The organism is Hungatella hominis (assembly GCF_014288005.1).
In the GTDB taxonomy this organism is placed as follows: domain Bacteria; phylum Bacillota; class Clostridia; order Lachnospirales; family Lachnospiraceae; genus Hungatella; species Hungatella effluvii.
The window spans coordinates 41579-55121 of record NZ_JACOPB010000012.1 but is presented as its reverse complement, the minus strand read 5'-3'; the positions used below and the strand labels follow the sequence as shown (position 1 = coordinate 55121).

Below are 13543 nucleotides of genomic sequence, written 5' to 3'. Positions count from 1 at the left end.
CTAAATCAAAATAATTTATCCTCCAGTACCGCCATCGGATTTCCGCATAAAATCCCTTCAGCAACAGGCCCCGGACAGTTATCATGAATCCACGCCGCTGCCTTTTTTATCTGCGGTTTTCGATAATGAGTGCCGTGGGAATCTGTTCCCAGAAAATGGATCCGCCCCGACTTGCAGAGCTTTCGAACCACCGCGCTGGCAGAATCAAACACTCCGCCAAACAGGCTGGCTCCATTTACCTGAAGGCAAATGCCCAGATCCCTTAATTCATCGAGCCGGTCCGTCTGCTTATACAGGCAGCGGTAACGCTCCATGTGAGCCAGGATCGGCGTATAGCCGCCGGATGCCAGCCTTCGCAGTCCCTTGTACAGCTCTTCATAACGAACGGACGGTAAAAACTCCACCAGAATGTAATGCCCGCCCGCCATAGTCCAAGCGCGGCCTTCGTCAAGGCACTCCAGAAGGCTTTCGGAATACATCAGCTCATTACCGAGATGCAGCCTCATTTCGGCCCCGTACGGGGTCTCCTTTAAGCGCACTTTCAGCTGTTCGAAGCCCTCCTGCAGTTTAGAGGCGTATCCGGCCTCGCAGTCTGCAGAAAAATGGGAGGTGCATATGATATGGCGCACGCCCTCCTCATATTCCAGCTTCATGGCCTCCAGGCTCTCTTCCATCGTCTGTGACCCATCGTCCACTCCGGGAATTAAATGGCAGTGAATGTCGTATAAATCCATCCTTCTTACCGTTCCCTTTCTCTTTGTGTGATCATTAATGGTTGCTTAGTGTTTTATTTGTTGTCTTGTTATTTACTGTCTTTACTATTTGTTGACTTTGTCATTTGCTGTCTTTCCAGGTATGGACCGCGACCAGGACAATGACTCCGAGAAGGACTCCTATCACTCCCGTAATCATTCCGGTTCTGCACAACCCGTTACCGTATATTTTGAAAAACAGTTCCATGTAATCCGGGGTCACCTTGGGCAGGTTCTGACCGATTATGACCATGCCGGCACCAAAGGCCGCCGCAGTTATCAGTCCGCCGCCCATAAGGCCTTTCCCGCCCAGTATAACACCACGGTGTTTATAATGGTTCAGGCCGATGATAAGGGCCTGTGAAAGAATGGCAAGCAGCAGTGAAAGCGGCAGTGCTATTTTTGCAAAAGCAAAAAATTCCGTTTTCATATCTATCCACCATGCTGCAAATGGCCATTTAAGCAGAGAGGAGTACTTCTGATCCAGACGATTCATCAATTCATCCAGCCCAGTCTGGGCCTGCTCCGTCATTGTAACCGATCTGCCTTCCAGGTATGATCTGATATCTGCCTCCAGCTGGTCTGTCAGCACGGAAGTATCCGCCTGATAGGCGCCCTGGCTCAGATCACTCTCCACCTGCTGCCTTGCTGCCAGTACAACGCGCTCATACGTAATCGCGCCATCCATAACGTTATCCGGGATGTCCAGAAGTGCAAACGAGATAGAAGTATCACGCCGCAGTTCCTCAAAGATCGTGCGGTAATATCCCGTATCCGCAAGTTTATTCAAAACAGCACTGTCCTGAAACGCCCCGATCCAGACGCTTACTGCCGAAAAGCAAACGGCGGACAGCACACCTATTTCCGCTGCCAATATAAATCTAAAAAATTTCCTCAGCTTTCTGTTATGATGGTGTACAAAAAGCTTTTTTAAGAATGAAATGACTGTAATAATCGCTATGACCACAGCCAATATGATAATGATGTACCATAGTATTTGATAAGGAATATGGATGCGCGCCATCAAGGCGTCAGTATCCTTTGATAAATACTCGTAAGACTGAGGCGGCGCCTTGTCCACAAGCTCCAGAATCGAGATTACCTCCGGGGTTGGCGGAATTACCTCCTGCGGCTCCTCAGAGCCTGAACCGTCCGGATTATCCGTTCCGTCCCCACCATTCTGCCCATCACCGACAGTTTCTCCGGATGGTTCTCCGCTTTCCGTACTCTCTCCCGGCTGATTTCCAGCCTCTGCATTTCCGTCTGTTGCCTGACCATCCGGATTCTTACTTCCGTTATTTCCTGTTTCTCCGCCCTTCGGACTTTCGGCCGGTGCCGTCTCTGGAGGCGCGGTCTGCCCGATCTGCTCTAAATATCCGCTGTCGACACCAGTCTGTACATTGGAATATATCTCAGATATCACGGACTGTGCCTGCTCCGCTGTCAGATCCACATCATCCTGCTGCAAATAACTTATGGCAGAATTTATATATTCCTGACGAACTTTGTAGATAACACCGTCCTGCTCGAACTGGCCGTTGATAACAGAAACGATCGACTGCTCATTGCCGTTGATACTTCCGGCATAGGCAGGCGTACAGAAAAACATGACCATTAGAAATGTAGGGAACAGCAGTGATAACAGGCTGCAGCGCTTTGCAGTCCTTGTTCTATTTTTCATAATTTGCTCCACATTAGTTTTGTTGCCTGGGTTGAAAAATGGTTGTTTATATTATTTTGTAAGGTACACTGAAAAATAGGGCGGTTCCTTTGGGAGCCACCCTATAAATGGTTGGAAATTGATTATTTTAAAGAAATATGATAAGTAACAGCTACGCCATTTACCGTCACGGTAATTGTAGCTTTTGATGCTGCTTTATAGTTCTCTGGGGTTACGTATTTATTTGCTAATTCTTCAATCTTGTCTTCGTCTAACATATCTACCGGATAGGTATTAGTAGGTAATTTCACACCATCAATCTTTACTGTCGCATTACCTTCAGCCTCAGATACAACTGTGCTAACTACCTCAGTTACCGCAGAAACTACAGCCTTTTTATCTTCACTGTCCGGAGTTAAAACTAAATCTTTAGCAGCTTTTACTGAAACCTCAACCTTTACTGCATTCTCTCCATCTTCTACAGCTGGCTCTACTTTAGCATCAACTACTCCGCCGGAACTCTCTTTAATTGTATCTGCTACATCAGCAACTTTATCAACAGCATCTTTTGCATCATCAACCGGAGTGGTTGTACTTCCACCGCCGCCATTAGAGCTGCTTCCGCCACCGCCACCATTCAGTGACTGGTTACCATTTCCGCCAAATGTAGCTGATGCTGGTACGCTAGGCTGTCCATTAGTAGTTCCATAAAGGCCAAAGTTATAAGTCGTATTACCGATCTTCATATCACCGATAAATAAGTCACCGCTTGTCCCCATGTAGTAAACCTGATTGTCAACCTTGATCAGGCCAACCTGCATAACGCCATTGTATGCCAGGAAATACCATTTTCCGTCAGCATCCTGGAACCAGCCCTTCTGCATAATTCCGTTGTTGTCGAAATGATACCATCTTCCATCCGCGTCTCTAAACCATGTTCCTGTCTGGAATGTACCATTATCATTCTGGTATCTCCAGTTGCTTCCCTCCTGTAACCATGCAGCAGACGCTGTCATGACTGAACCTACGGAGAGAGCTGTTGCTAATGCCATAACAGCAAGCTTCTTCATTCTCATAATTGCATTCTCCTTTCAAAATCCTTTTCCTAAAATTATTTTTCCGGAATATGTAACCCGTTGAGACTATATTAACTCACCTTTCCATATTTTGCAAGCTTTTTTGGCCTAAAACATGTCTATACAATCTGTTTTCAACGTATTTTACGAACAATATTATTGGATTGTATTTATAAAAAGACAGGATCACTAACTTTTAGCGATCCTGCTGTTTTACACCAATATTATAGATAATTACCTTGTCTATTAATTTATTATAGCTCATAGACATTTAGTTTTGCACTAGCATTTATTTTTTCAGGTTTATTAAATCTTGTATAAACTGATAATATGGAACCTATATTATATAAAAAACCATCATCTACACAAATATGGTGATTAGAAGGAGCAAAATATATGTCACTTATTTCTCTTCTATTATATAGTTCTATTTGTTTTGTAGTCTGTTGCCTCTTTACATTGGTATTACTCGTTTATTGCATGATCCGCGTTTCGACAGCTTATGACAAACTATCTGATGATGAGCAACAAATCAAATTTTTACAGAACCAAAACACTTTGTGATGGTATATCTGCAAATCCTATAGATTCCTGTTAGCAGACAGAAACAACTACAGCCAATCACTGTTCCGATACTATTCATAAGAATATCATCTACCTGAAAATATCCCCTTTGGGTGATCAGTTGAGTCGTTTCGATCATTAGGCTGCAGAAGGCCCCGACCATAAGGCTAAGTACTAAATTGCGCATAGGCCTAAAAAGAGTAGCTGGCAAAAAACCAAAAGGAATAAATAAGAGTACATTTTCTATAACATATGCATTATTTCTGGAACCGCCTAATGTTTCAAATAAGGTAAGGCTGATCGCTGTCCGTGAGCCTGGTTCGCGCTCGAATAAAGTGATATGGACTAATGCTAATAGATAGATTAGAAATATAAATTTATAGAAATAATGGGAGCTCTTATTCCTTTTAAATAAGATAATTTTTGTAATAAAAAACACTATTAAGCCCAGTAGTATAGCATATGGAAGATATTCCAGTTCTTTTCCAATGTCCTTTATTATATAGTTCCACATAGTTTTATCAAGTAAATCTATCATGTTGGTTACCTTTCAAGAACTAGTACACATGTTTTATTAAATAGCTAACAAATTTCTTATGCCTACTTTTATATTGGGTTATAATATTGGTACTTAATATTTGTTGCAAAATGATATTGTATCGAAATATTTTTATCTTTGTTATTATAAACCAAGAAAGTATTTCAAATTATTTGTCTACATATTTTATCAACTACTATAACATAAATATATATTCTTTACATTAATTATATTCTAAATTATTAATGTTAAAGTTTTTAACTTTTACATATGATGTTATTTAAAAATGCTTTATTAACTAAATGGACCACATTAATTTTTGTAATAAAATTTCCTTGTCATATTTGATTGTTAAGTTTTATCCAATAATTATACTTACTAAAACCTATTACAACCACTCTTCACCCATACTATCTTCTGGTAAATTAATAAAATTTCTTCCATTATAGTTTAATAACACTTCCCTCTTTCTTTTTAATGATACTTCAGTATAAATTTGTGTTGTAACAATACTGCTATGTCCCAAAATCTCTTGAACCGCTCTTATATCAGCTCCGTTGTTTAGTAATTGGGTTGCAAAACTATGTCTTAAATAATGAGGGGTTGCATCAGAATTTATATGTGCCAATTCCCGGTACTTATAAAAGAGATTTTCTATGCTGTAGATGCTTAATCGTTTTCCGTATTTATTAACAAACAGTGCATCGTCCTGAATATTAAATTCTTTTCTCGTTCTGATCCATTTCTGAAGTTTCTGATTTACTGCTATTGAGGATATAAAAAGTAATCGTTCTTTGTTTCCCTTACCATGAATTAAAAATGATGCCTCAACAGAATCGTAATCCCCTATATTTAGCGCTGCAACCTCTCCAATTCTCAAGCCTAAACAAAACAACACTTCAATTATACACATATCTCTCAAATAGAGTCTCCGATAGAAATCACTTGGAGCTGACCAATATTCTCTTGATACAGTAGAAATCAATTGATTTATCTCCGCTTTTGATAAAGTACGTGGCAGGGACTTTGGCAGCTGAAACTTTCTAGAGGAGAACTTCATAAATATCTCGTTGATTCCTTTTTCTGTATTTATGTAGTAAAAAAACTGTTTAATGGAGACATACTTTCTGCGAATAGATCGCGGAGATAATTTCTTATCTTTTTGCAAATAAAGAAAATAATCTGAGATTGACTGTGTATTTAATGAATCATATCTATTTTCATTTAACCAAGTAAGCAAACATACCAGATCACTTTTATAAGCATGAAGAGTTTTCTCTGATAGGTTTCTTTCAAGTGATAATGAATTTATAAAATCTATAAGATATGTTTTTTGTTGTTCGTATATGTATTTCATCGTTTGGTACCCCCTCATTATTGAACATACTACATATTTTCAATCTAATTGTTGAAGTTTTAATGGCTTTCTACATTTACTCCTGGTCCTCTACAATTTGCTAGCATACCTCTCCCTTCTAAAAATAATGCAAATATAAATAGCTATGTTTTGTACACCTAGATTATTGCATAAATAAATAGGACGATAAAGTGTCTGATTCAAATAATAACAATTATTTGGAGATAGAAGATTTTTGGTAGATATTAGTATTACTTTCATTATCTGATTATTTTCTTAATAATTAAAGAAATATCTGCCCCTATGATACAAGTGGTTTCCTACATAATCGAATGGCAAAAAACATATATGACCGCCTACTCGCTTAGAAAATATAAAAATAAATGAAACCAATCTTGAGGAAACAAAATATTACAGGCGAAACATATATCTCGGTTGCCAATAAAGACTATATTTACCTTTTATGATGCCCCACTTCATTTAAAAAGAGTTTGTTGTGGATAACATTTCTGAAAAAATGAGCAGATTAATAACTAAAAACTCCCCAGGATTAATGACAGCGAGAAATACCTGGTAAAAAAGAACAGGGTTTGACCGCAACGTTGGACATTAAAACAATGTTCAATATTGCGGGTTTTGTTGTTATTACGCCATCAACCAATATCTACCCTGCGAAATCAGTGATGGAGAATTACTGCATTGCACTTCAATTCGCGAAGGTTAGAGGAGAACTTGAGCAACAAGAGTACAGTCGCCTCACCGAGGAACTTCGATCCATTCTAGCTTAGATTGAGAAGATTATGGATGACAAGGAAAGACTGCAGTGGTTCGCAAGTAAGTGTGCAAAACAAGAAGGAGGTGTTCTTTGTTGGAAGAGGGATTGATCACGCCGTATGCCTAGAAGGAAGCTTGAAGCTAAAAGAAATCAGTTACATCCATTCTGAGGCATACGTCGCTGGAGAATTGAAACATGGCACGATTAGTTTGACTGAAGATGGGACTCTTGTTATTGGAGTTCTTACACTAAGGTTAACTGTATGAGAAAACAGTGAGCAATATGGTAGAGCAAAAGCCGTGGAGCGAATTTGTGTGCAGTAACTTTATATGGAAATTAAGAGATTGAAGAAACAGCTGATTTTGTTACTTATGTACTGAAAGTGGAGGAGAAATTTATGGCTTCACTGGCTGCAATACCATTACAGTTGTTGGGATATTACGTGAGCGTTGTATTGGAACTTGATGTTGATAAGCCGAGAAATTTGGCAAAAAGCGTTACGGTGGAATAGGTTCATATATGTCAATTTAAGCGTTAAATTTGGAGGTTAAAAAATGTCATTGTATGAGAAATTAATTCATGGTAAAGAAAAACTTGCGTTGGTTGGGTTAGGTTACGTTGGTATGCCAATAGCTGTTGCTTTCGCAAAAAAAGGCTTAGATGTTGTTGGGTTTGATCTCAATGAAGCAAAAATAAATCTATATAGAGAAGGTATTGATCCTACAAAAGAAGTTGGCGATGAAATTATTAAAAGTACAACAGTTTGTTTCACTGCTGATGAGAAATTATTACAATCTGCAAAATTTTTGATTATTGCAGTTCCAACTCCAGTAAATACTGATCATACACCGGATTTAACCCCTATTATTGGTGCATCTGAAATTGTTGGTCGTAACCTTACCAAGGGCACTATCGTGGTTTATGAATCTACTGTTTATCCGGGGTGTACTGAGGATGTATGTATTCCTATTCTTGAGAAAGAATCAGGATTAAAGTGTGGTGTGGACTTTAAAATTGGGTATAGCCCAGAGCGTATCAATCCAGGTGATAAAGTACATCGTTTAGAGAATATTCATAAAATTGTATCTGGTTGCGATGCAGAGTCTCTTGAAGAGATTAAAAATGTATACGATATCGTAATTGAGGTTGGAACACATCCGGTTTCCAATATGAGAACAGCTGAAGCTGTTAAAGTTGTAGAAAATAGTCAACGTGATATTAATATAGCGTTTATGAATGAGCTTGCTATGGTGTTTGATCGGATGGATATTGACACCAATGAAGTTGTAGAGGGTATGAATACTAAGTGGAATGCCCTTGGTTTCCGACCAGGTTTAGTTGGTGGTCATTGTATAGGAGTTGACCCATATTATTTCACATATCAAGCAGAAAAACTTGGATATCATAGTCAGATTATTCTGAATGGACGTATTATTAATGACAGTATGGGAAAATATGTTGCTGATAGTGCAGTAAAACAGATGATTGTAGCTGGACAGGCACCTAAAAAATCAAAAGTAGTTATTCTGGGCCTTACATTTAAAGAGAACTGCCCGGATACTAGAAATAGTAAAGTTAACGATATTATCAAGCAGCTGAATACATATGGTATTAAACCGGTAGTTGTTGATCCTTGGACAAGTGAAAGAGATGCGATGCATGAGTATGGTGTTACTCTAACTAAGTTGGAAGATGCAAAAGATGCAGACTGCGTGATTGTTGCTGTTGCACATGATAAGTTTAAGGCGTTGAGTTTGGATGATATCAATAAAATGTTCAAGGCAAGCAACGAAAACGAAAAAGTTCTGATTGATGTTAAGGGACTTTATAAAGTATCTGATCTTAAAGCATCTGGTATGCGCTTCTGGAGACTGTAATTTATGAAAGAAAAGAAAGTAAAGATATGCTTGGCGTCATCATCGGGAGGACATTTTGAGCAGTTGATGATGCTTAAGCCTTTAATTGAAAAATATAGCGGCTATATTGTAACAGAAAAAATAGGCTATGATGTTAGGGTTGGAGATATACCGGTGAAATATGTTTTGCCAATTAATCGAACAGATAAAACGTTCTTTTTAAAGTTTTTTGCAAACATTATAAAATCGTTTTTTATCGTTTTATCAGATAGACCGGATTATATCATTTCCACTGGTGCTTTAGCCGCAGTACCATTAATGGCATGGACGAAAATTTTTGGTGGTAAGGTGATATATATTGAATCGTTTGCAAAAATTTATTCGCCTAATCTTTCTGGAAAGATTGCGTATAAGTTTGCAGACCAGTTTTATGTACAGTGGGAAAGTATGAAAAAATTCTATCCGAATGCAATTTGTAAAGGGGGAGTTTATTGATGATATTTATCACGACAGGATCAAGAAGTTTCCAGTTTAACAGATTGTTAGAGGCTGTAGATAAAGCTATAGAGAATGGAGCAATTACCGATGAGGTTTTTGCTCAAATTGGTTCCAGCAACTATTTGATAAGAAATTATAAATACAAAGAATTTGTGAATCGTGGCGAATTCAATGAAATAATGAAAAACTGCGATATCGTGTTGACTCATGGCGGCACAGGAGTAATCGTGAATGCTGTAAAAATGGGTAAACGTGTAGTCGCAGTTCCTCGGTTGGCAAAATATCTAGAGGCTGTTGATGATCATCAGCTTCAGTTGGTGCAGGCATATGAAAAACTCGGAATGGTCACTGCTTGTTATGATAGTAATGAGATTGGTAAGGTTATCGAAGAGGCAAAATACAAAGAAGTCAAACCGTATGTATCAAATACGCAAACCATTATTGATTCTATCGATGCGATGATATGTGGAAATACTGAAAATAATAAAAAAACTAGAATCTTAATGTGTAGCTCGGATCGAAAAGAAAAGGGTGGCATGAACAGTGTTATTGATCAGTTAATGGATCATGATTGGGGGGATGACTTTCAATTTTCATATTTAGCTACACATGTAACAGGAAATCCGATAAGGAAGGCAATTTTCTTTGTTAATGCCTATAGAAAGTTAAAGAAACTCATAAAACGGAATACCTTTGATATAATACATATTCATATGTCTTATAAGGGGAGCTTTTATAGAAAGTATTATGTAACTAAACTGTGTAAGAGATACAATAAACGGGTTATAGTCCACTTGCATGGATCTGAATTTAAAGATTTTTATTATAGTGCAAATAAAAAACGGAAAAAACAGATTCAGGAGCTGTTTTCTATTGCAGATGCTAGCATTGTTCTGGGAGAAGACTGGAAAAACTTTATTTTGGAAATCGCACCAAAAGCCTTTGTTATTGTTATCAATAATGCTGTTTTTCTTCCTGTCTTTGAAGAGAAGGAAGTCAGTAAGATAAGAACGTTTTTATTTCTGGGAGCACTTATCCGGCGTAAAGGTGTTGTTGACTTATTAGAGGCTGTAAACAAGATGAAAAGTAAAGGTGTTTCGGATTTTCGTCTATTAATTGCTGGTTCTGGAACCGATGAGCAACGACTAAAAGAATATGCACAGACTAACGGATTACAAGACTGCGTTGAGTTTTTAGGCTGGATTACAAAAGAACAAAAGCCAGAATTGTTGAAAAAATCTGATGTACTTGTATTGCCGTCTTATAATGAAGGACTACCAATTGCTATATTGGAGGCCATGTCTTATAGCTTGCCTATTATAAGTACAGATGTTGGCAGCATTTCTGAAGCAGTGAAAGAGAACGAAAATGGCTTTTTAATTAAACCAGGAGATGTTAACGCGTTAACACATGCAATGGTTCAGCTTACTAATAATTCGGATTTATGGAAAAATGAATCGAATGCCTCAAGAAAAATCTGTGAGGTAAAATTTTCTGAGGATGTATTCTTTCAAGCTGTTGAGAAAGTATATCGGGGTTTGTATAAATAATGATTAGAAAAATTAAGCTGAAAATAAAAAAAATACTCCGCGGGGGATGCACAGTCGAAGAACTCCGGAAGCTTGGTGCCACAATAGGCGATGATGTGGAACTCTGGACGGATAAAATCGATAAAGGACATGCTTTTTTGCTAGAAATAGGCAATCGAGTTACTATTAGCGATGCCAGAATTCTTTTACATGATGCCAGTACAAAGAGATTTATAGGCTATAGCAGAGTGGGACGAGTAGTTATAGGAAGTGATGTTTTTATCGGTGCAGATGCTATTATTCTTCCAGGGGTCACAATCGGTAATAATGTAGTAATTGGCGCAGGTGCTGTTGTGACGAGAGATATTCCAGATAATAGTATCGTTGTGGGAAATCCTGGACGGGTAATCAGAACGACAGATAACTTTATAGAGAAAAACCAGAAAGGTATGGAGAAGCATCCTGTATTTACTACATACTGGGCAAATAAAACGATAGAAGAAAAACAAGAGATGAAGAAAGCTCTAAAAGATTGTATAGGATATGATGTTTAAGTGGCTTTTTTAAATCAAGGTGGACAGTATTATTTACGTTTGTGAAATTGGATTTTATAAGTGCATTGCATGAGTCTTGAATGCTATTTTCTGGCTGTTCCCCACCTGAAAAAAATCAATATTCCAACGAAGGTTAGAGCCGTAGATAATCTATATGCAACTGCAGGTATAAAGTTTAAGTTGTATAGGGAGTAAGCTAAATTTAGGAAAGAATTGGAGATTATTCAGACATGATGGATATGCTGGTAAGTGTGCTGATGAGTACATATAATGAGCCAATTGATTTTATATCTACTGCGATAAATTCAATTGAGAAACAGACGTATAAGAATATAGAAATTGTTGTTGTAAATGATAATCCGTTGAGAAAAGATCTTACAGATTTTCTAGAGGGATTAAACGAAAAGGGGAAAATAGTACTAATTAAAAACAAAAAAAATATCGGCTTAACAAAATCGTTGAATCGAGGACTGCAATATTGTAATGGATCAATAATTGCAAGAATGGATGCAGATGATATATCTGATAAGAATCGAATAGAAAGTGAACTAAGGTATATGTTTTATAATGATTTGGATATTGTTGGAACATATATTCAGCCTATAGATATGATGGGAAATCCGTGTGGGTGTATAAAAAAATACCCAGTGTGGAACACCGGATGTAAAAACTACTTAAAGGCGCGTAGCTCATTGATTCATCCGACCTGGATTGTAAGAAAAGAAGTTTTTAATGAGCTTGGAGGATATAGAGATTTTAATTGTGCTGAAGACTATGATTTTCTATTGAGAGCATCAAAGAAATTTCGAATGGCGTGTTGTCCAGTAATTGGGCTAAAGTATAGAATCAATAATTCTGGAATTTCTCAAAGTAATAAATTGAAGCAAAAGGTTGTTTCTAGATATTTACGAGAGAATATTAATTCAATGAGTAATGTGAGTCCAGAAGATATCAGTATTGACTTGGAATTAAAAAGCCACAAAACGGATGAGATAGCAAAATATTTTTCTCAAATTGATGAAATTCGAGAAATGAAAGCTAATAAAAATTATATGTTTATAGAAAAGTATATTAAATTGTTGTGTAAATCAGGATATGCAAGAAGTTCCTTTGGGGAAATTTTTAGAATTAAATTAGTAATGATGATATCTTCATTAATTGAAAAAAGAAGGAAAAAAAGATGGCAATTTATTTGATAACATTTTCTTTCTCCACTTTTTTGCTGATGCTGGCTGAAATGGGAAAAAGTAAAAAAATTACAAAGCATGTTTTAGTCTTTTTGGGATTGCTGATGCCCATTCTTTTAGCAAGTATGCGCAAAATTGGCGTTGGTACGGATACAAAAGTATACACTTTTATGTTATACGATGCAGCTCAAAACGCACAGAGCTTTTTTGATTATTTAGGGAAGTCGGTTTATTCAAATTTTCAATACAAAGCAGTTACAAAGTGGGAAATCGGATACAATTTAGTAGTTTACTTTTCAACGAAGCTGACAGGATCTATTCAAGGAGTTTTCTTTTTGACGCACGCCTTGATTATTGGCTTTGTCTATAAAGGACTAAAAAAAATAGAGGGCGATTTTTCGATTTCTTTTTCGATGCTTCTTTTCTATTTACTGTTTTACGGAACATCACTGAATTTGATGAGACAGTGGATGGCAATCTCCATTTTGTTTTATGGTTTTCATTTTTTACAAAAGAAAGACATAAATAAATATATTCTTACAGTAGTTTTTGCTACGCTATTTCATAATAGCGGAATTGTCGGAGCGGTGATACTTCTTTTATATGTCTATCTTGAGAATGAGAGCAAAAATGTGAACATTACAATCGGAGAGAAAGTTGTCGATATTGGAATTCGAAGAGTTGTTTTCGTTTTTGGAATGGCAATATTGCTTTTGATTGGACTTGAAGCATTTGCAAGAATTTTAGGTGCGATTAACAATGTTTTTGCACGGTATGTGCGCCTATATATTAGTGGTACTGTAAAAATTATGCCGATGCAAATAGTAAGACGTGTACCAGTGTTAGCTATTCTGTTTTACAGTTGGAAAAGATTAAAGTGGAAAGAGCCGGCAACTCCTTTTCTATATGGAATGTTTATGCTGGATTTGGTTACGTCTCAGCTTGGAGGAATAACAAATCAATCCTCTAGATTGGGATATTTTTTTTCTGTGTATGAACTGATTTTATTTAGCAATATAGTTCGGAGTCAGCAAAAAAGACAAAGGCTTATTTGGGGTATTTTCTTTTTGGTTTATTATACCTTCTGGTTTTACTATGACATGGTTTTAATGGGAAGAGCGGAAATTGTGCCATATCTTTTTTATTTCCAGTGAAAAAAGCTAGGTGGTATTTTTTTAGAAACAAGGTAATATACAG

General features: G+C 37.2%; 11 protein-coding genes and 1 pseudogene. 7 read left to right on the top strand and 5 right to left on the bottom strand.

The features are described 5' to 3' along the window. Positions 1–5 precede the first annotated feature (5 nt). The 5 genes from H8S75_RS21785 to H8S75_RS21765 all read right to left on the bottom strand — a co-directional run bounded on the left by H8S75_RS21785 (position 6) and on the right by H8S75_RS21765 (position 5947). Complete coding sequence (locus H8S75_RS21785; protein WP_187023356.1) at positions 6–734, bottom strand: CpsB/CapC family capsule biosynthesis tyrosine phosphatase; 729 nt, start codon at positions 732–734, stop codon at positions 6–8. Positions 735–834: 100 nt separating this feature from the next. Beyond that, complete coding sequence (locus tag H8S75_RS21780; RefSeq protein ID WP_187023355.1) at positions 835–2433, bottom strand: hypothetical protein; 1599 nt, start codon at positions 2431–2433, stop codon at positions 835–837. A 122-nt stretch (positions 2434–2555) separates the two neighbouring features. Next, positions 2556–3488, bottom strand: coding sequence for an N-acetylmuramoyl-L-alanine amidase family protein (locus H8S75_RS21775; protein WP_187023354.1), 933 nt, complete (start codon positions 3486–3488; stop codon positions 2556–2558). A 532-nt stretch (positions 3489–4020) separates the two neighbouring features. Then, positions 4021–4566 (bottom strand): VanZ family protein, encoded by a 546-nt coding sequence (locus tag H8S75_RS21770; protein ID WP_243270393.1) that lies wholly within the window; start codon positions 4564–4566, stop codon positions 4021–4023. A 412-nt stretch (positions 4567–4978) separates the two neighbouring features. Beyond that, positions 4979–5947 (bottom strand): tyrosine-type recombinase/integrase, encoded by a 969-nt coding sequence (locus H8S75_RS21765; protein ID WP_187023352.1) that lies wholly within the window; start codon positions 5945–5947, stop codon positions 4979–4981. A 617-nt stretch (positions 5948–6564) separates the two neighbouring features. On the opposite strand from H8S75_RS21765, the pseudogene H8S75_RS21760 reads away from it, so the two are divergent. The 7 genes and pseudogenes from H8S75_RS21760 to H8S75_RS21730 form a co-directional block, all read left to right on the top strand. Further along, a pseudogene (locus H8S75_RS21760) lies at positions 6565–7233 on the top strand (SIS domain-containing protein); the annotation flags it as partial. Positions 7234–7276: 43 nt separating this feature from the next. Further along, positions 7277–8599, top strand: a complete 1323-nt coding sequence (locus H8S75_RS21755; RefSeq protein ID WP_187023351.1) for a nucleotide sugar dehydrogenase — start codon at positions 7277–7279, stop codon at positions 8597–8599. 3 nt (positions 8600–8602) lie between these two features. After that, positions 8603–9073, top strand: coding sequence for a PssD/Cps14F family polysaccharide biosynthesis glycosyltransferase (pssD, locus tag H8S75_RS21750; RefSeq protein WP_187023350.1), 471 nt, complete (start codon positions 8603–8605; stop codon positions 9071–9073). Then, positions 9073–10626, top strand: a complete 1554-nt coding sequence (gene pssE / locus H8S75_RS21745; protein WP_187023349.1) for a PssE/Cps14G family polysaccharide biosynthesis glycosyltransferase — start codon at positions 9073–9075, stop codon at positions 10624–10626. The genes pssD and pssE overlap by 1 nt, the downstream gene beginning before the upstream one ends. Beyond that, the gene (locus tag H8S75_RS33135) at positions 10626–11159 is read left to right on the top strand and encodes an acyltransferase (protein ID WP_187023348.1); all 534 of its coding nucleotides are present in this window, start codon (positions 10626–10628) and stop codon (positions 11157–11159) included. The genes pssE and H8S75_RS33135 overlap by 1 nt, the downstream gene beginning before the upstream one ends. A 230-nt stretch (positions 11160–11389) precedes the next feature. Then, on the top strand, positions 11390–12355 hold the full coding sequence (locus H8S75_RS21735; protein ID WP_187023347.1) for a glycosyltransferase: 966 nt from the start codon (positions 11390–11392) through the stop codon (positions 12353–12355). Continuing rightward, positions 12340–13500: an EpsG family protein gene (locus tag H8S75_RS21730; RefSeq protein ID WP_187023346.1), complete on the top strand. Its 1161-nt coding sequence runs from the start codon at positions 12340–12342 to the stop codon at positions 13498–13500. Before H8S75_RS21735 ends, H8S75_RS21730 begins: the two co-directional genes overlap by 16 nt. The last annotated feature ends 43 nt before the right edge of the window (positions 13501–13543 follow it).